Source organism: Vibrio comitans (assembly GCA_024346835.1).
GTDB lineage: Bacteria > Pseudomonadota > Gammaproteobacteria > Enterobacterales > Vibrionaceae > Vibrio > Vibrio comitans.
Map to the genome: position 1 here is coordinate 345,823 of AP024866.1, position 19,156 is coordinate 364,978.

The following is a 19,156-nucleotide window of genomic DNA, read 5'->3' on the forward strand; positions in this document are numbered from 1 at the left end:
ACTCTCGTCAACCCTTTCCATTTAACTACTTACTATTACAGCGCTGCGATTGTCGCTTGCTGCTCAGCCAGTTTAGTCAGTGTTTCTTTGTAACCATCAAGCTTTTCACGCTCTTTAGCAACAACTGCTTCTGGTGCTTTTGCAACAAAGCCTTGGTTGTTTAACTTGCCTTCGATACGCTTGATTTCGCCTTCAGTTTTCTTGATTTCGCCCGCTAGACGGTTAAGTTCAGCGTCTTTATCAATCAAACCAGCCATTGGGATCATTAGCTCAGACTTGCCAACCAAAGAGGTTGCACATGCAGGAGTCTCTGCGCCGTCTTCTAGAACAGTAATGTTCTCAAGCTTGGCTAGAGACATAAGCACAGCCTTGTTTGCTTCTAGGCGAGTTACATCGCTTGCATCAGAAGCCTTAAGCATTACGTCTAGTGGCTTGCTTGGAGCAATATCGTATTCTGCACGCAAGTTACGGATGCTAGTAATGAATGCTTTAACCCACTCAATATCATCAAGCGCTTCTTGGTTGAAGTTGGCTGCTTCATACTGAGGCAGTGCTTGAGTCATAATTGTATCGCCTTCTACACCATCAACCAGCGGCTTAACGCTCTGCCAGATTGTTTCTGTGATGTAAGGAAGAACTGGGTGAGCAAGACGTAGAGTCTTCTCAAGAACCGTGATTAGCGTGCGACGTGTTGCGCGCTGCTGAGTTTCAGTACCCTTCCAAAGAACAGGTTTAGTTAGCTCTAGGTACCAGTCACAGAATTGGTTCCAGATGAACTCGTACAGCGTGTTCGCAGCCATGTCTAGACGGTAGTTGTCTAGGTGAGCGTTAAACTCTTTTGCTGTAAGTTCAAACTGAGATTCAATCCACTTGTCAGCGATTGAGTACTCTAGCTCTGCTCCTTGTGCAAAACCGCAATCTTGGTCTTCTGTGTTCATTAGAACATAGCGACTTGCGTTCCACAGCTTGTTACAGAAGTTACGATAACCCTCTAGACGCTTCATGTCCCAGTTGATATCACGACCGGTTGAAGCCATTGCTGCTAGCGTAAAGCGCAATGCATCAGTACCGTATGGTTCAATACCGTCTTCGAAGGTCTTACGAGTGTTCTTTTCGATCTTCTTCGCTAATTGCGGTTGCATCATGTTGCCACAACGCTTTTCAACTAACTCTTCAAGACCAATACCATCAATCATATCGATAGGGTCAAGTACGTTGCCCTTCGACTTAGACATCTTGTCGCCGTTTTCATCACGGATAAGACCTGTCATGTACACGGTTTTGAACGGTACTTGAGGCTTGCCGTCTTCGTCTTTCACGAAGTGCATGGTCATCATGATCATACGAGCAACCCAGAAGAAAATAATATCAAAGCCTGATACTAGAACTTCAGATGGGTGGAATGTTTTCAGTGCATCAGTATCTTCAGGCCAGCCTTGCGTACCGAAAGTCCAAAGCGCAGAAGAGAACCAAGTATCCAGAACATCGTCATCTTGGCGCAGTACTACCACTGGCGCTAGGTTGTTCTTTTCACGCACTTCTTCTTCAGTGCGACCTACATAGACTTTGCCGTCGTTGTCGTACCATGCTGGGATTCGATGGCCCCACCAAAGTTGACGAGAGATACACCAGTCTTGTACATCACGCATCCACGCAAAGTACATGTTTTCATATTGCTTAGGTACAAATTGAATTTGACCGTCTTCAACTGCTTTTACCGCTGGCTCAGCTAGAGGAGCAGTACGAACGTACCATTGGTCCGTTAGCATTGGTTCAATCACCACGCCACCACGGTCACCGTAAGGAACGGTTAGGTCGTGATCCTTGATTTCATCAAGTAGGCCTAGTTCTTCAAATTCAGCAACGATAGCCTTACGAGCGGCAAAACGCTCCATGCCATGGTATTTGGCCGGAAGCTCAGTGCTGTATACATCGCTTTCTTCGCCGTTAGTATTGAATACTTCAGCCGCATCACGAATATCAGCGTTGAACGTTAGGATGTTGATCATTGGTAGGCCGTTGCGCTTACCAACTTCGTAGTCGTTAAAGTCGTGTGCAGGAGTGATCTTCACACAACCTGTGCCTTTTTCCATGTCAGCATGTTCATCACCAACGATTGGAATTAGACGACCTACGATAGGCAGCTCAATGTGCAGACCAATAAGATCTTTATAACGAGGATCTTCTGGGTTTACAGCAACACCAGTATCACCCAGCATTGTTTCTGGACGAGTGGTAGCAACTACGATGTAGTCTTTTCCGTCAGCCGTTGTAGCACCATTTGCTAGCGGGTAGCGGAAGTGCCACATAAAGCCTTTCTTGTCTTTGTTCTCAACTTCAAGATCTGAAATTGCAGTGTGCAGTTTCGGATCCCAGTTAACTAGACGCTTACCACGGTAGATAAGGTCTTCTTCGTATAGACGAACGAATACTTCTTGAGTTGCAGCCGACAGGCCGTCATCCATAGTGAATCGCTCACGATCCCAGTCTACAGAGGCACCAAGGCGACGAAGCTGCTGAGTGATAGTACCGCCAGATTCAGCTTTCCATTCCCAGATCTTGTCAATGAAAGCTTCACGGCCGTAGTCGTGTTTAGTCTTGTTTTCTTCTGCTGCAATCTTGCGCTCAACAACCATTTGAGTGGCAATACCAGCGTGATCAGTACCTACTTGCCAAAGGGTGTTTTTGCCCTTCATTCGCTCAGCACGGATTAGCGTATCCATGATGGTGTCTTGGAATGCATGTCCCATGTGCAAGCTACCTGTGACATTCGGCGGTGGGATCATGATTGAGTATGATTCTTTCGAGGTGTCACCGTGTGGCTTGAAGTAGCCTTTTTCTTCCCAAGTCTGATACAGATCTTGTTCGATAGATTGTGGGTTATATGTCTTTTCCATAATGCTCTTACATGGATAATTGGTTGATGGCAAACTGCATAAATTAAGGGTTTATCAACCGCCAGTTGATAAATGCTTTAGCTATGAAGTTTGGTCTATTTGTTCAGTTCTGCAATGGATATCGTCTGCATTTGATAGTCAGCCTGACGGTAAATTTTATACCTTTCTCGGGCGATATGCTTCGCTTTTTCATCGCAAGGCACGAAGTCTACCACTTGAGACACTATTCCCGCAAAGTTTGTATCATCTTCAGCCAGATTAATAACAATATTACGGCTACGATTTAGTTGAGTTGAACCTGTGCCAATCTCGACAGGAGTACCTTGCCTAGGGCCTTCGCCCGTTAAATTGTGAGCAATGAAGTCTGCGCCGTTAAGCTGAAATAGGTGGTCATCCCAAACTTCTGAGTGATGTTTATCTTTGGTATTCAGATAGATGCGCGCGCCTTGCTTGGTGAAGTGCCTAATGAGGTAGCAGACATAATCACGGAAGCCTTGCTCTGAGTCGGCAACACTGTTGGGTTCAATCAAGTAAAAGGTGGCTATAGACATGCTCTTTCTCAATAAAAAGCGCCTCCCGAAGGAGGCGTTACTTAATTTAGGTTAGCACACAGTATGAGGCTATTATTCTTCGGCTTCTTGGCCACTACGGTTTAGTAGGAACTGAACCAATAGAGATACAGGGCGACCTGTTGAGCCTTTTGCTTGGCCTGACTTCCAAGCGGTACCAGCAATATCTAGGTGAGCCCAGTTGTATTTCTTGGTAAAGCGAGAAAGGAAGCAACCCGCAGTGATAGTACCTGCTGGGCGACCACCGATGTTTGCCATATCGGCAAACGGGCTAGCGATCTGCTCTTGGTATTCATCAGCCATAGGTAAACGCCACGCGCGGTCACCAGATTGCTCTGATGCGTTCACAAGCTCGTGAGATAGCGGGTTATGGTTTGAGATAACGCCACTGATGTGATGGCCAAGGGCAATCACACAAGCACCAGTTAGAGTTGCTACATCAACCACGCAGTCTGGTTCAAAACGCTCTGCATAAGTTAGTGCATCACACAGTACTAGGCGACCTTCTGCATCGGTGTTTAGCACCTCTACGGTTTGACCTGACATAGTAGTTAGGATATCACCCGGGCGATATGCGTTACTTCCTGGCATGTTTTCACAGCCAGCCAGAACACCTACTACATTGATTGGTAGGTTAAGTTGAGCAAGCGCCTTCATTGTGCCGAAGACACTGGCTGCGCCACACATGTCGTACTTCATCTCATCCATGCCGTCACCTGGCTTGAGCGAGATACCGCCTGAGTCAAAGGTCAGGCCTTTACCGATCAGCACGATAGGCTTGGCGGTTGATTCAGGGTTACCCTTGTACTCCATGACCGACATCATAGATTCATTGTGCGAGCCACGACCTACCGCTAGGTAAGAGGTCATGCCCAGCTTTTCCATCTCTTGCTCGCCAATAATCTTAGTAGTGACCGTTTCATAGTCATCCGCTAAACGGCGGGCTTGAGACGCTAGGTAAGCCGGGTTTGCCACGTTTGGTGGCATATTGCCTAGGTCTTTAGAAGCCGCAACACCAGATGCGACTGCTAGACCATGGTTGATGGCGCGCTCGCCGATATTCAGTTCACGGCGTGTTGGTACGTTAAATACTAATTTGCGCAGAGGACGGCGTGTCTCTGGCTTATTGCTCTTAAACTGATCGAAAGTGTAAAGACCATCGTGCGTCGCTTCTACAGCTTGGCGTACTTTCCAGTAGGTATCACGTCCTTTAACGTGAAGCTCAGTCAGGAAGCAAACTGCTTCCATTGAACCTGTTTCGTTTAGCGTGCTGATGGTTTTTTGAATAATTTCTTTATATTGGCGCTCGCCAAGCTCACGCTCTTTACCACAACCCACTAACAGAACACGTTCGGATAACACTCCAGGTACTTGATGCAATAACAGCATTTGACCTGGTTTACCCTCTAGATCGCCTCTGCGTAGCAGTGAACTTAGGTATCCATCACTGATTTTATCCAGTTGCTCTGCAACTGGTGAAAGGCGTCGTGGTTCGAACACCCCAACAACGATGCATGCGCTACGTTGTTTCTCTGGGCTACCACTTTTTACACTGAACTCCATGCCTACTCCTACATCCTGAAGACAAACCACAATAAATGTTAGATAATAACTGCTTAACTTGTTGAATCTTGGTCAAGAGCTATGTTTACTCAATGAGCGTAAGCAAGTTAATTGATTATCGATTAGTCAGAAAAATTGAAAAATAAAAGGTTCAATCAGAAATTATAGCGATTCCTGTAAAAATACAAGTTTTGCATCCGAGCTTATAGGGACTTTAGCGTGATTATTGTTAGATATTTGATCCGCGAGACAATCAAGAGTCAGCTGGCCATCTTTTTCGTACTGTTTTTAATCTTTTTAAGCCAAAGATTTATCAGTGTGTTGGCCGAAGCCTCAAATGGCGATATTCCCGCCAGACTTATCATGACAGTGGTTGGTTTAAACATGCCTGCTATGGGTTTGTTAATGCTACCGCTGAGCTTATACATTGGTATTTTGCTTACTTTTGGCCGCTTATACGCTGAAAGTGAGATAACCGTTATGAATGCAACAGGGATCGGGAATAAGTTCTTGATTCAGGCTGCTTTGTATCTGGCTCTTATTACTTCTGGTGTTGCTGCGTTTAACTCTTTGTACTTCTCGCCTTGGGCTCAAGATAAAGAAGCACAGATTATGGAGGATTTGGCGGCTGACACTAGCGTTGAGCTTTTGCAAAAGGGTCAATTCCAACGGACTCCTGATGGCACCGCTGTAGTCTTTATTGATGAATTGAAAGATAAAAGGCTAACCAATGTCTTTATTGCTCAGACTGTTGGTGAAGGATCTGTTCGTCCAAGTGTCGCGTTTGCTGATTCAGGATTAGCGCAAGAGTTGTCTGATGGTCGTCAGATCTTAACTCTGTTCAATGGTACGCGATGGGAAGGGATACCAACCCAACTAGACTACATGAGAACGGATTTTGACGAGTACGATGCGCTAATCGGTCAGCGTGAAGTTAAACCTAAAGGGCGAGACTTCGAGGCGTTGCCTACGGTTCAACTGTTCAATAACCCGGATAAGCGAGCAAAAGCTGAGCTTCATTGGCGTATCAGTTTAATTATTTGTATTCCGCTACTTACCCTTGTGGTTATCCCGCTTTCGGCGGTAAACCCGAGACAAGGTCGTTTTGCGAAAATGGGACCTGCTATTCTGTTTTATTTGGCGTACTTCATGTCTATCAGTGCGGCAAAATCGGCGATTGAAGATGGCAAAATATCCGAAGTAATCGGTATGTGGCCGATGAATATTGGTTTGTTGGTTGTGGGGTTAGTGCTGAACTCAATGGATAGTTTACCGGTGCGACGCTGGAAAGATAAAATTCGCCAAAAGAGGGCTGCCTAGATGTTTAAGATTCTAGATTTATACATTGGCAGAACCATTATCGGTACCACCACTATCTGTTTGGTTACCTTGGTTGGCTTATCTGGCATCATCAAATACGTTGAGCAGTTGCGTAAAGTTGGGCGTGGTACCTATGACTTGCTGCATGCACTTTACTTTGTTTTGTTGAGTGTTCCTCGCGATATCGAGCTGTTCTTCCCTATGGCTGCGTTGCTGGGTGCATTGATTGCTTTGGGGACCTTGGCAACAAGCTCAGAGCTAACAGTAATGCAGGCCTCTGGTTACTCTAAAGTTAACATTGGCATGTCGGTGCTAAAAACAGCACTGCCACTAATGATGATGGTAATGCTGTTGGGCGAGTGGGGTGCTCCGCAAGCGCAAAAAATGGCGCGTGATCTAAGAACCGTTTCTGTCTCTGGCGGACAAATGGTCTCTACACGAGCAGGTGTTTGGGCTAAAGATGCGAATGACTTTATCTACATTGGCCGAGTCAATGGTGAAGAGCTAACGGCAATAAATATTTGGGAATATGACGAAAACAAAGACCTAATGCGCAGCTTATTTGCAAAAAGCGCGGATTATAAGGGTGACAATGTTTGGACCTTGAATGACGTCACTACCACCTTATATACCAACGAAACCGAGATTGATAAAAGCAAGTTAAGTGCGTTGGAATGGAAAAGCACACTGGCACCAGAAAGGCTTGAGATCGTAACGGTTAAACCGGAAGAGTTATCTTTGTCCGGTCTATATAGCTATGTTACTTACCTTAAAGACTCAGAGCAGGACGCCTCTCGATATGAGTTGGCCTTTTGGCGGAAGATAACTCAACCCTTATCCATTGCGGTAATGATGATGCTGGCATTGTCGTTTGTATTTGGTCCGTTACGTAGCGTAACCATGGGGGCAAGGATACTTTCAGGGGTTATCGCAGGATTCTCTTTCTATATTTCTTCAGAGTTCTTTGGGCCTTTGAGTGTTGTTTATCAAATTCCACCAATGTGGGGAGCTTTGGCGCCGAGTGTCGCCTTTATGCTGGTGGCCATTATGTTGTTAAGGCGCAAGCTATAAAACGTTGTAATAAAAAAAGGATGACTGATTAGTCATCCTTTTTTTATTCCGTTTTTTTAGTTGGCCTTAGGTAACACAACTACTTCAGTTTTTGCCCAAATATCATGGAAACCGCGTTTTTCAGTATCGAAAGGAACCGCTAAGTTGCTCAAGCCGAAGGCTGAGGTTGCAATACGAATACATGCTTGAGTGACGCTAATGAGTGAGCCGTCTTTGTTTTGAACTCTAAGCTTCCAAGCTCGCATTCCCAGCGTTTGTCCCGCTTTAGTCCAGAAATAGACAAAGAACCCAATCCAAATGATGGCTAGGTAGGAAGTAAATAAAACACTCCATAGTGGGTGCTGAGTAAGATAGTCGCTAACATCAATGTATTGACCGTAATCCATTAGGCCTGCAGCTACTAATGCTTCAAAGACTGCAACAACGACACCAGCCGCCATCATCTCAATGGCAATTACAATTAGTGCGTCATAAAGCCAAGCACCAAGACGTCGCATCAAACCTGCTTTAGGTAGAGAGTTTTGTGAATTCATTCGTTTTGAAGTTCTAATCATTGTATTTTGCGGCTCAGAATAGCCATTTGTGGCCTGACTGCAAAGCAATTCAGTGTAAAAAAGTGGCATCCATGTCTAAAAAACATGCGAACGAATCATAATTGCAATATTTGTCCTTGCGTGCCCCTTTGGCTTACGTATAATGCAAAACGTACCTTAAAGGTGCACAAAGCCGGTGTGGTGAAATTGGTATACACGACGGATTCAAAATCCGTTGCCTTCGGGCGTGGCGGTTCAAGTCCGCCCACCGGTACCATACATAGAAAGGTAGCTATTATTAGCGGCCTTTCGTCGTTTAGGGTGTTTGAAGTTGCCCATAATATGATGTACTTAAGTGCGTATCCGATGTGGCGTCCGAAATGTCGGCCCATCAAGTCTGCCCACCGGTACCATATATAGAAAGGTCGCTATTTATAGCGACCTTTCGTCGTTTTAGAACATATGAAACCAATTATGTGATGCGTTTATGTGTGTATTCGAGTGGCGTCCGAAATGTCGGCCCATCAAGTCCACCTACCGGTACCATACATAGAAAGGTCGCTATTATTAGCGGCTTTTCGTCGTTTTAGGGGGTATGAAATTGCCCGCAAATTGGTTCAATGCATCCCCCTGATTAATGTCCTGTTCGTATACAAAAAAGCCTTAGCGAGATCGCTAAGGCTTGATTGAGTTGTAACTTAGACTTCTGATTAATTTGCGCTAGCTTCTTCGATCGACTTCTCAACTGAATCGTCCACTGCTTTTACAAGCAGCAGGCCAACACCCAGAACAATGACACCGCATAGAACGAAGGTCATTCTGCCCCATAGAGGGTTCGGTAGTGCAAACATTGCCATCACTCCGACGCCAGAAATTGCAATAAGAGAACCAAGCATTTTTCGTTGCTTATTATCCAGTTTCTTCTGATCCGTTGAGTCATTCACAAGCGGAGTTGCTAGGTTGTCAAAGAATAGGTCTACATCTTTTTGACGCTTCTCCTCTAGAGGTTTGTAGAACAGCGTTGTGGCACAGAAGAACCCTGCGGTAATGACCATGTGTCCCACTAGACCTACAGCGACTTTCACATCAGCCCATTCACGCTTGGTTAGCTCATTGAGGTTAAACCACGATTCGATATGACCTGCAGTGATAATGAAGCCTACGATGTAAGAAACGATACCCCCGACGACTAATGTTCCCCAGCCAGCCCAGTCAGGTGTTTTCTTGATAAAGAAACCACAGAAAGCAGGAATCGTCATAGGGAAGCTGATTAGAGCTCCCACGTACATCATGGTATCGAAAAGGCTTAATCCTTTTAGGGAGTTGATGAACAGTGCGATAAATATGATCGCGAAGCCAAAGAATGCAGAGGTTAGCTTTGATACTACCATTAATTCTTTTTCGGTGGCTTGAGGGCGAATAATCGGTTGATAAAAGTTCATCACAAAGATGCCAGAGTTACGGTTTAAACCGGAATCCATGGAAGACATTGTTGCAGCAAACATCGCTGAAATAAGCAACCCCACCATACCCGCAGGCATGTACTTCTCTACAAAATATAGGTAAGCGAAGTCACCAGCTTTATTCCCTGCATCTGGATACTGAGCGGCAAGGTCTACGCCTTGAGATGCAATAAACCAAGAGGGTAAGAACCAGATCACTGGACCAATTGTCATAAGCACGCAAGCCAATAGTGCTGCTTTCTTGGCATTCTTGGAGTCTTTTGCTGCTAAGTAACGATAGGAGTTAAGCATGTTGTTGGTGATGCTGAACTGTTTCATGAAGATACAGAAAGCCCAGATACCAAATATGCTCACGTAGTTAAGGTTATTACCTGAAACAAAAGAGGCGCCTTCCTCTACGGGGAAGTTGTTGATGATATTCGAAACACCGCCGCCATGTACTACTGCAATTACAGCACAGGTAATGGTTACGGCCATGATAATGACCATCTGCATGAAGTCAGAGGCAATAACCGCCCAAGAGCCGCCACTTACAGACATAACCAGCACAACTAGGCCTGTTAACCAAATTGTGGTTTCCATATCGAACCCGAAGATACCGGAAGCAATGATAGCGAGACCATTCAGCCAGATACCGGCAGAAATCACACTGTTTGGCATTGAAGACCACGTGAACACTTGCTCGTTCTTGGAGCCGAAGCGCATACGGATAGCATCAATAGGCGTCACTACACGTAGTTGACGGAACTTTGGTGCAAAGTACAGATAGTTCATCAGATAGCCAAATGCATTGGCGACAAAAATCATAGCCACAGCAAAACCATCTGAATATGCTTTACCTGCAGCGCCGGTAAATGTCCAAGCACTGAACTGAGTCATAAACGCAGTTGCACCCACCATCCACCACAACATGTTACCGCCCCCACGGAAGTAATCACTGGTTGTGCTGGTAAAACTACGGAACATCCATCCTATTGCAATTAGAAATAGGAAATAGATGCCAACAATAAGAGTATTGAGTTCCACTTTGGTATTCTCACATTCGTTAATAAACGAGAGGATAATATCCGGAGTTTTTATTATTTGTAGTATTATAATTTAAATGTGTGATGCTATTTGAAATCTCGATAATTAAATATAAAGACTAAAAGTGAGACATTATTTGAGGTTAATTTAAACCCGTTAAAAATCAATGGTTTGCTTGGTATTTTTGGCGAGAATTGACGTCGATAATTCGTTTTTATCTAGTCGATAAATATATATTGTTTTACTAAGGAGTCATTCTGATAGTTGTTTTTATTAAAGTAAGGTTAGGTAATAAATAATTATTATTTTACTAACATCCATCTACAACTGTTCCTATTATTGGCTCTTCACCATTTTGAGGGTTGTAATAGTAGGAATAACATAAATCAGCAATTTGATATCCTTCAGGCCAAACCAACACTAAACCTCTTTGACCGCTCAAGTCTTCAGGGTGAGGGAAGCTAGGTATATTGTATCCAGTTTGATTGCCAACTCCGCAAATGTCATGCTTTGTGCAGGTTTGCCTAACGTTTGTCCATTCAATTACTTTCCCTATATCTAGAATATGCTGCCAAGCATCTCGCCAATGTCCCTTTACGTGACCGCTATAAACCACAACGGTTCGGCCTATGCTCTCAAGCTCGACATCTCCATTTTGTACGCCTTGTATTTGAGCCTGAAATTTAACTTGGTCGGCACTCGCTCTCATAGCAGCGGCAACCATTTTCATGGTGTTTGTGCGAGCATCAGAAGATAGGTTGATGAATTTTGGCGCAGCAACAACAGCGATAATGGTTATCAAAATTAAGACAGCGACAAGCTCAATTAAGGTAAAACCTTTGATGGTTTTCTTCACAATACATCCTGTATCTGTGGATAGAATTCAATGCAAATCTAAATACTTACATTATGTTACATCTGTATTTATTATGTCTATAAATGAATGTTCATATTACTAATCAATCAGTATTTGGAATTTATGCCTAAGGAACGTATTGCATAATGTTTAGAGAAAATCACGCTCAAGGTATGAATTACAGCACAGGGTTGGTTCAAATTGAGAAGCTTGATGTGATCCATCCCCCAGTCGTGAAATCCCTGAATTTGAGAAACAAAAAACGTAATTGAGAGCCTCTAATAGAGCGCTCATTATCGATGTTAAGCATGCCGTTGTATTGATTAATACGCGGTGACATTAGTTTTCAATGAGCGGGTAATGAGTATGTATATTGGAGTAGATTTAGGCACATCGGGTGTGAAAGTTATCGCACTGGATAATCAAGATAAAATTGTCGCGCAAGCTACGCAGTCGTTGACGGTGCAAAGACCACAACCTCTATGGTCAGAGCAGGACCCTCATGCTTGGTGGGAAGCAACACAAAATGCTATTGATAGCCTTGCTGAGCAAATAGACATGTCAGCAGTTACAGCCATTGGTCTTTCTGGGCAGATGCACGGTGCAACCTTATTGGACAGTCAAGGTGAAGTCCTAAGAGCGGCTATTTTATGGAATGATGGTCGCTGTGCGGCTGAATGTATTGAGCTTGAAAAAGACGTACCGAATAGCCGCGATATCGTTGGTAACTTAATGATGCCAGGCTTTACCGCACCTAAGCTGAAGTGGGTGGCTAATCATGAGCCTGATGTTTTCTCCAAGGTCGACATGGTGTTACTTCCTAAAGATTACTTGCGCTTTAAACTCAGTGGTGACTATGCATCTGACATGTCTGATTCTGCAGGTACTATGTGGCTTGATATCGCCAACAGAGACTGGAGCGAAGAGCTACTTAAAGCGACGGGACTGACTCGTAAGCAAATGCCAAAACTGTTTGAGGGCAGTGAAGTGACTGGTCATCTCACCTCTGAGCTTGCCACCCGCTGGGGGATGCAAGAGGTGCCTATTATTGCTGGTGGGGGTGACAATGCTGCAGGTGCTGTCGGCGTAGGTATTACTGAGCCTGGTCAGGCTATGTTGTCTCTTGGTACATCGGGCGTCTATTTTGCCGTAAGTGATGGCTATATCTCTAACCCTGAATCTGCATTGCATAGTTTTTGTCATGCACTGCCAGGTACTTGGCATGCAATGTCAGTAATCTTAAGTGCAGCTTCATGTCTAGATTGGGTTGCACAGCTTACCGGTTTTGAAGATGTTGGTCAGATGCTGGCGGAAACAGAAGCTAACGCGAATCAAGAGTCAGCGGTATGTTTCTTGCCTTACCTTTCAGGAGAAAGAACGCCGCACAATGACCCTACCGCAAAGGGTGTGTTCTTTGGCATGACCCACTCTACGACTAAATGCGACTTAGTTCAGGCCGTACTGGAAGGGGTAGGCTTTGCGTTTGCGGATGGCCTTGACGCCTTGCACGAAACCAAATTAATACCAGAAGAGATCTCATTGATTGGTGGCGGGGCACGCAGTGCATACTGGCGTCAAATGTTGTCAAATATCTTTGGTATGAAGGTAGTGTTCAGAGAAGGTGGTGATGTAGGTCCAGCTCTTGGCGCTGCAAGGTTGGCAAGACTTGGTGTAGAAGAAGGTGCGACTATAACCGATGTTTGTCCTGTACCTCCTGCAGTACAGATACATATGCCAGACTTAGCGCTTACAGAGCAGTATGCAACTAAGCGAGAGACTTATCAGGCGTTATACTCCCAACTTAAAGGGCTATTCTAAGTCACTTGGAATTAAATTCTTGAGCACTAGAGGTCAGCCGAAAGGGCTGGCCTTTTTGCTTTCGGGTACTATGGAATAGTTCGAATTGAGGTTGGTGGGGAATGCAAAAAAGCCAGTACTGGAAATTGAACCTTCCGGCACTGGCTTTTGGTCTGTTACTTCAGGTTACTTCAGTAGTTCTGTAGCTTTGCCAACAATGTTGTCGACGGTAAAGCCAAACATTTTGAACAGCTCACTAGCAGGGGCAGATTCACCAAAGGTGGTCATGCCAATGATAGCGCCATCAAAGCCGACATATTTGTACCAGTAATCAGCAATACCTGCCTCAATAGCAATACGCTTGGTGACTGCAGATGGCAATACAGACTCTCTATATTCCGCACTTTGCTTATCAAAAGTGTCCGTTGATGGCATAGAAACCACACGTACTTGCTTTCCTAGTGCTGTTAATTCCGTTGCTGCATTGATTGCTAGCTCTACCTCCGAACCCGTCGCAATCAAGATCAGTTCAGGTTTAGCTGGGCAATCTTTTAGGATGTAGCCACCCTTAGTGATATCAGTGAGTTGCTGTTGGTTTCTTGGTTGCTGAGCAAGGTTTTGACGAGAAAATATCAATGCGCTTGGCGCATCTTTACGCTCTATAGCAAGCTTCCAAGCCACTGCAGATTCTACCTGATCACAAGGGCGCCAAGTGCTCATGTTTGGAGTTAGGCGTAGCGATGCGATCTGCTCAACAGGTTGGTGAGTTGGTCCATCTTCACCAAGACCGATAGAATCGTGAGTATATACCTGAATATTTTGGATCTTCATCAATGCTGCCATGCGCATGGCGTTGCGTGCATACTCCATGAACATTAAGAAGGTAGCACCATAGGGAACGAAACCGCCATGCAAAGCGATGCCGTTCATGATGGCAGTCATGCCAAACTCACGAACTCCGTAGTGCATGTAGTTGCCACTGGCATCCTCTGCAGAGATCGCCTTAGATCCTGACCACATGGTGAGATTAGACGGAGCAAGATCAGCCGATCCTCCTAAGAATTCAGGCAAGATCTTACCAAAGGCTTCAAGAGCATTTTGTGATGCTTTTCGAGAGGCAATATCCGCTGGGTTTGCTTGTAGATCGTCGATGACTTTTTGGCTTAATTCTTGCCATTGGTCTGGAAGTTCACCACTGGTTCTGCGCTTGAACTCGCTGGCAAGTTCAGGGTATGCCTTTTCATAATCAGCAAGCTTCTGGTTCCACGCTGCTTCCTTAGCTGAGCCTGCCTCAGCCGCGTTCCACTGTGCGTAGATTTCCGATGGAATTTCAAACGAGCCATAGTTCCAACCTAGTTGTTTTCGTGTTGCAAGAATCTCGTCAGCTCCCAATGGTGCGCCATGGCAATCGTGAGAGCCCGACTTGTTCGGGGAACCGAAACCAATAATGGTTTTGGTACAGATTAGAGTAGGGCGTGAACTGTCTGCTTTCGCCTCTTCAATCGCGGTGTTGATGGCGATTGGATCATGGCCATCAACGTTTGCAATCACTTGCCAGCCGTAGGCTTCAAATCGTTTAGGGGTATCATCAGAGAACCAGCCTTCAACCTCACCATCAATAGAGATGCCATTGTCATCCCAAAAAGCAATCAGCTTTCCTAGACCTAAAGTTCCGGCCAGAGAACAGGCCTCATGGGAAATACCTTCCATTAGACAGCCATCACCCATAAACGCATAGGTGTGATGATCAACGATATCAAAATCGTCACGGTTGAATTGTGCTGCTAGAGATTTCTCAGCAATTGCCATACCTACGGCATTAGTGACCCCTTGTCCTAGGGGACCTGTGGTCGTTTCTATACCTGGGGCATATCCGTATTCAGGATGCCCTGGTGTTTTAGAATGCAATTGTCGAAATTGCTTTAGATCGTCAATAGATAAATCGTAGCCACTGAGGTGTAGCAAAGAATAGATAAGCATTGATCCATGGCCATTCGAGAGTACGAATCGGTCGCGGTCTACCCAGTCTGGGTTTGTTGGATTATGGTTTAGGTGTGTACGCCAAAGTACTTCGGCGATATCAGCCATACCCATTGGCGCACCTGGGTGTCCAGAGTTTGCTTGCTGTACACCATCCATGCTCAATGCACGAATCGCGTTGGCGAGATGTTTACGGTCCATATTAGAATGTCTCTATAGATAAAAGGAAATTGTTGGCTTATCTAACCGAGCATTTGTTTACTGAACTCGTTTACGAATACAAACGCTCTAATTAGATAAAGGGAATTGGATTAAAGTTTTTCAGCGATCATCGCTTCAAGTTTGCCTTGGTCGACAGCAAAGTTCCGAATGCCTTCAGCAAGTTTTTCTATGGCCATAGGATCTTGGTTGTGTTGCCATAGGAACTCAGCATGAGATAATGGCTCTGGTCGATGTTGTACTGGCTGATTAGCCTGTAATTTCTCGCTGATTTCAAGCTCAGTTTCTTCCAGTTCTTGAAGCAAGTTAGGGCTAATAGTGAGGCGATCACAGCCAGCTAGCTCGATAATCTCGCCAATATTTCGGAAGCTAGCGCCCATTACTATGGTGTTGTAATCATGTTGCTTGTAGTAGTTGTAGATCTTTGTGACAGAAAGCACCCCTGGATCTTCAGAAGCTTGGAATTCTTGCCCTTGCTTGGCTTTGTACCAATCCATGATTCTGCCCACGAATGGTGAGATTAAGAATACGCCGGCCTCTGCACAGGCACGAGCTTGAGCAAAAGAAAATAACAGTGTCAGGTTACAGTTGATCCCTTCATTTTCTAGGATCTCCGCAGCGCGGATCCCTTCCCAAGTAGAAGCGAGTTTGATCAGGATCCTGTCATTGTTGATGCCAGCATCGTTGTACATCTTAATCAACTGACGAGCCTTGCTGACACTCGCGTCTGTGTCGTAAGACAATCTCGCATCGACTTCTGTTGAAATACGACCAGGAATAGTAGTGAGGATCTCTTTGCCGATGTTTACCGCAAGTCGGTCACAGGTATCTTGGATCTGTGTTGCTCTGTCATTGCTTTGAGGTTTTGCATAGGCAATGGCTTCATCAATTAAGGGCGCATATTCCGGCACTTGTGCCGCTTTTAATATCAGTGATGGATTGGTGGTTGCGTCTTGAGGTGCATATTTTCTAATGGCATCTATTTCGCCAGTATCAGCAACGACAGTAGTGAATTTTCTTAATTGTTGCAGTGCATTGTTCATGTTTGTTAATCCTATGGTGTTAGGAGAAAGTGAGAATGAGAGGAGGTGCCAGTGAGCAATCACTGGCACCTTTAGCTTTACTTGAAGATAAACTGGTTAACGATGTTCTCTAGATGCTCTTGGCGACCCGATACCATCTTAGGTGCAATGTTTTTCTCTTGAGCAAACTTAGCCACTTGCTCAAGGTTCATTTCACCGCTTAGGATTTTCTTACCTAGGTCGTCATTCCAGCCTGCGTAGCGCTCAGAAGTGAGCTTGCCTAGCACGTCGTTCTCTAGCATAGCGGCTGCATTTTCTAGAGATTTCGCCATAACATCCATACCGCCAATATGGCCGTGGAATAGGTCTTCAGCATCGATAGATGGACGACGAAGGCGAGCATCAAAGTTAAAACCACCAGTGGTGAAGCCACCAGCTTTAAGGATTTCGTACATCACAAGCGTGTTTTCTTCAACGCTGTTAGGGAACTGGTCAGTATCCCAACCTAGCTGAGCATCACCACGGTTCGCATCGATAGAGCCGAATAGGCCTAGAGAAGTCGCTGTTGCCACTTCATGGTGGAAGCTGTGCCCTGCAAGAGTGGCGTGATTTGCTTCGATGTTTACCTTGATTTCATCTTCTAGGCCGTATTGCTTCAAGAAGCCATACACGGTTGCTGTATCGTAGTCGTACTGATGTTTAGTCGGCTCTTGTGGCTTAGGCTCAATCAAGATAGTGCCGTTAAAGCCAATCTTATGTTTGTGCTCAACCACCATTTGCATTAGGCGACCAAGTTGCTCACGCTCTTGGCGCAAGTCAGTGTTAAGTAGTGTTTCGTAGCCTTCACGACCACCCCAAAGTACGTAGTTTTCACCACCTAGACGCTTGGTTGCGCCCATAGCGTTGAAGATTTGAGTCGCAGCATAAGCAAATACTTTCGGGTCAGGGTTAGTGCCTGCACCAGACATGTAACGAGGGTTTGAGAATGCGTTTGCTGTACCCCAAAGTAGCTTAGTGCCGGTTTCGGCTTGTTTCTGCTCTAGCACGTCAACCATAGTCTGGAAGTTGTTGATGTACTCTTTGATAGAGTTACCTTCAGGAGCGACATCAGTGTCGTGGAAGCAGTAGTAAGGTACGGTCAATTTTGAGAAGAAGTCGAATGCGTGGTCAGCCTTCATACGAGCCACTTCCATCGCATCATTGCTTTTTAGCCATGGACGGTCGTAAGTGCCAGCGCCGAATACGTCCGAGCCAGCCCAGCAGAAGTTGTGCCAGTAGCATGCTGCAAATCGCAGGTGCTCTTTCATGCTTTTGCCCAGTACCATTTTGTCGGCGTCATAGTGGCGGAAAGCAAGTGGGTTTGAAGAGTTAGAACCTTCAAACTTAATAGTATCGATGTTTTTAAAGAATTCGGTCATGATTTTGGTACCCAGTTATTAGGATTAATCTTCGAATTCAATAATCAATGTTCAGCGTTTTAATTACAATTATGAAATCTTATTTGTTGTTTAGGTAATTTATTATTGTTTTACTGTTATTTATAACAGCAAAACAACCGCAGTGATTTAATTATCACTGCGGTTGTTTTTTAATTAAATGGGAAGGCTAAATTAAAGCTTTTCCATTGCAGTTAAAGATGTGCATTCTATTTCTATCTATATAGAATCGGTGCATTCTATTAGCTGACACACTTTTATCAGAATCAACTTCAATAACAACATTTACATCTTGATAGTTACCGTTTATTTGTACCGTTGCACCTAGCAACTCAGTCGTTTCAACAAACAACTCGATGGGAATTGAGTTGTCACTTTCTTCGCTGCTGATATCCGATGGTCTGATACCTAGGGTTGCAGGGCCTTCTTGGATTGAAGAGTTATGATAGGCCTCTGAAAGTAGATAGTTGGTATCCTCTACACTGAGTTCCCATTGCTCATCCTTTTTATGAATATTCACAGGTAACATATTCATGGTTGGACTGCCAATAAAGGTAGCGACAAATTGGTTTGCAGGTTTGTGGAAAATCTCTTTTGGGGTTCCTACCTGCTCGATTAATCCATCACGTAAAATAACAACCTTGTCAGCTAAGGTCATCGCTTCTATTTGATCGTGAGTAACATAAACCGTGGTTTTTTTATGCTTTTTATGTAGCTCTTTTAATTCGGTACGCATGGTATTTCGCAATTTAGCATCTAGGTTTGATAGTGGCTCATCAAACAAGAACACCTCTGGCGTACGGACCATTGCGCGCCCCATAGCAACACGCTGACGTTGACCGCCAGACAATGCTCTAGGCTTTCTATTCAGTAGCGGGGTTAACTGCAACATATCAGAGACACGGCGAACCTGTTGCTCGATCTCTTTCTTATCAATGCCTGCCATTTTAAGGGAGAATCCAATGTTTTCAGCCACAGTCATGTGAGGGTAGAGCGCATAGCTTTGAAATACCATTGCGATATTTCTATCCTTTGGATTAAGGTCATTAACCACCTTATCATCAATGATAACCTCACCATTGCTAATATCCTCTAGGCCAGCCAACATTCTTAGGGTGGTGGATTTACCACAGCCTGAAGGCCCTAGTAAAACAACAAATTCTCCATCTTCAATCTCAAGATTGAAGTCCTTTACTACGTGTGTGTCTCCGGAGTAAATCTTGTCTACGCCTCTAAACTCTACAGTTGCCATTGTCTCTACCTAAGTCCAAAAGGATGAATCACTTGCCTTATCATGAATCAGTTTTATCCATTGGCTCAATTATGAAATTTATTACTGACTTTAAGTTATTTGACTAATTTGCGAATGATCACATCTCTAGGTTATTTAGCATGGAAATAATA

The 19,156-nt window shown here is 44.7% G+C and carries 13 protein-coding genes and 1 tRNA gene; 4 read left to right on the plus strand and 10 right to left on the minus strand.

The genetic code is table 11. From position 1 onward, the window contains the following. Positions 1-35: 35 nt before the first annotated feature. The 3 genes from OCU46_RS01675 to pepA all read right to left on the minus strand — a co-directional run bounded on the left by OCU46_RS01675 (position 36) and on the right by pepA (position 5,029). Positions 36-2,897, minus strand: coding sequence for a valine--tRNA ligase (locus OCU46_RS01675; protein ID WP_141273096.1), 2,862 nt, complete (start codon positions 2,895-2,897; stop codon positions 36-38). A 95-nt stretch (positions 2,898-2,992) separates the two neighbouring features. Beyond that, positions 2,993-3,448 (minus strand): DNA polymerase III subunit chi, encoded by a 456-nt coding sequence (locus OCU46_RS01680; protein ID WP_141273098.1) that lies wholly within the window; start codon positions 3,446-3,448, stop codon positions 2,993-2,995. A 72-nt stretch (positions 3,449-3,520) separates the two neighbouring features. Next, positions 3,521-5,029 carry a leucyl aminopeptidase gene (pepA, locus tag OCU46_RS01685; RefSeq protein WP_141273100.1) on the minus strand — a complete coding sequence of 503 codons (1,509 nt, stop codon included), beginning with the start codon at positions 5,027-5,029 and terminating at the stop codon, positions 3,521-3,523. A 219-nt stretch (positions 5,030-5,248) separates the two neighbouring features. Between pepA and lptF the strand changes: the two genes are divergently transcribed. Then, entirely contained in the window at positions 5,249-6,349 is a 1,101-nt protein-coding gene (gene lptF / locus OCU46_RS01690; RefSeq protein ID WP_141273102.1) for an LPS export ABC transporter permease LptF, read from the plus strand. Next, positions 6,350-7,420 (plus strand): LPS export ABC transporter permease LptG, encoded by a 1,071-nt coding sequence (lptG, locus tag OCU46_RS01695; RefSeq protein WP_141273103.1) that lies wholly within the window; start codon positions 6,350-6,352, stop codon positions 7,418-7,420. Positions 7,421-7,476: 56 nt separating this feature from the next. On the opposite strand, the gene OCU46_RS01700 is transcribed toward lptG, so the two are convergent. After that, on the minus strand, positions 7,477-7,953 hold the full coding sequence (locus OCU46_RS01700) for an RDD family protein (RefSeq protein WP_141273105.1): 477 nt from the start codon (positions 7,951-7,953) through the stop codon (positions 7,477-7,479). A gap of 192 nt (positions 7,954-8,145) precedes the next feature. On the opposite strand from OCU46_RS01700, the gene OCU46_RS01705 reads away from it, so the two are divergent. After that, a tRNA-Leu gene (locus tag OCU46_RS01705) sits at positions 8,146-8,230 on the plus strand. A 433-nt stretch (positions 8,231-8,663) separates the two neighbouring features. Here OCU46_RS01705 and OCU46_RS01710 read toward each other — a convergent pair. Together OCU46_RS01710 and OCU46_RS01715 are read right to left on the minus strand one after the other, a co-directional pair. Beyond that, a complete protein-coding gene (locus tag OCU46_RS01710; protein WP_141273107.1) occupies positions 8,664-10,442 on the minus strand; it encodes a sodium:solute symporter family protein in 1,779 nt (592 codons plus the stop codon). A 310-nt stretch (positions 10,443-10,752) separates the two neighbouring features. Beyond that, positions 10,753-11,298, minus strand: a complete 546-nt coding sequence (locus OCU46_RS01715; protein ID WP_167495435.1) for a type II secretion system protein — start codon at positions 11,296-11,298, stop codon at positions 10,753-10,755. Positions 11,299-11,664: 366 nt separating this feature from the next. Here OCU46_RS01715 and xylB point away from each other — a divergent pair, with 366 nt between their 5' ends. Then, positions 11,665-13,116: a xylulokinase gene (gene xylB / locus OCU46_RS01720; protein WP_167495436.1), complete on the plus strand. Its 1,452-nt coding sequence runs from the start codon at positions 11,665-11,667 to the stop codon at positions 13,114-13,116. A 165-nt stretch (positions 13,117-13,281) separates the two neighbouring features. Here the strand turns inward: xylB and tkt are convergent, their stop codons facing one another. From tkt to OCU46_RS01740, 4 genes are all read right to left on the minus strand, one after another. Beyond that, positions 13,282-15,276 carry a transketolase gene (gene tkt / locus OCU46_RS01725; protein ID WP_141273113.1) on the minus strand — a complete coding sequence of 665 codons (1,995 nt, stop codon included), beginning with the start codon at positions 15,274-15,276 and terminating at the stop codon, positions 13,282-13,284. Between the two features lie 110 nt (positions 15,277-15,386). Beyond that, complete coding sequence (gene tal, locus OCU46_RS01730; RefSeq protein ID WP_141273115.1) at positions 15,387-16,337, minus strand: transaldolase; 951 nt, start codon at positions 16,335-16,337, stop codon at positions 15,387-15,389. Positions 16,338-16,414: 77 nt separating this feature from the next. Further along, entirely contained in the window at positions 16,415-17,734 is a 1,320-nt protein-coding gene (gene xylA, locus OCU46_RS01735; protein ID WP_337972450.1) for a xylose isomerase, read from the minus strand. 187 nt (positions 17,735-17,921) lie between these two features. After that, positions 17,922-19,004, minus strand: coding sequence for an ABC transporter ATP-binding protein (locus tag OCU46_RS01740; RefSeq protein WP_141273692.1), 1,083 nt, complete (start codon positions 19,002-19,004; stop codon positions 17,922-17,924). Positions 19,005-19,156: the final 152 nt, after the last annotated feature.

What these genes read in the sequence shown, in the direction of transcription:
- OCU46_RS01675 (WP_141273096.1), bottom strand. Translation starts at nt 2,897, where the DNA reads ATGGAAAAGACATATAACCCACAATCTATCGAACAAGATCTGTATCAG.
- OCU46_RS01680 (WP_141273098.1), bottom strand. Translation starts at nt 3,448, where the DNA reads ATGTCTATAGCCACCTTTTACTTGATTGAACCCAACAGTGTTGCCGAC.
- pepA (WP_141273100.1), bottom strand. Translation starts at nt 5,029, where the DNA reads ATGGAGTTCAGTGTAAAAAGTGGTAGCCCAGAGAAACAACGTAGCGCA.
- lptG (WP_141273103.1), top strand. Translation starts at nt 6,350, where the DNA reads ATGTTTAAGATTCTAGATTTATACATTGGCAGAACCATTATCGGTACC.
- OCU46_RS01700 (WP_141273105.1), bottom strand. Translation starts at nt 7,953, where the DNA reads ATGAATTCACAAAACTCTCTACCTAAAGCAGGTTTGATGCGACGTCTT.
- xylB (WP_167495436.1), top strand. Translation starts at nt 11,665, where the DNA reads ATGTATATTGGAGTAGATTTAGGCACATCGGGTGTGAAAGTTATCGCA.
- tkt (WP_141273113.1), bottom strand. Translation starts at nt 15,276, where the DNA reads ATGGACCGTAAACATCTCGCCAACGCGATTCGTGCATTGAGCATGGAT.
- tal (WP_141273115.1), bottom strand. Translation starts at nt 16,337, where the DNA reads ATGAACAATGCACTGCAACAATTAAGAAAATTCACTACTGTCGTTGCT.
- xylA (WP_337972450.1), bottom strand. Translation starts at nt 17,734, where the DNA reads ATGACCGAATTCTTTAAAAACATCGATACTATTAAGTTTGAAGGTTCT.
- OCU46_RS01740 (WP_141273692.1), bottom strand. Translation starts at nt 19,004, where the DNA reads ATGGCAACTGTAGAGTTTAGAGGCGTAGACAAGATTTACTCCGGAGAC.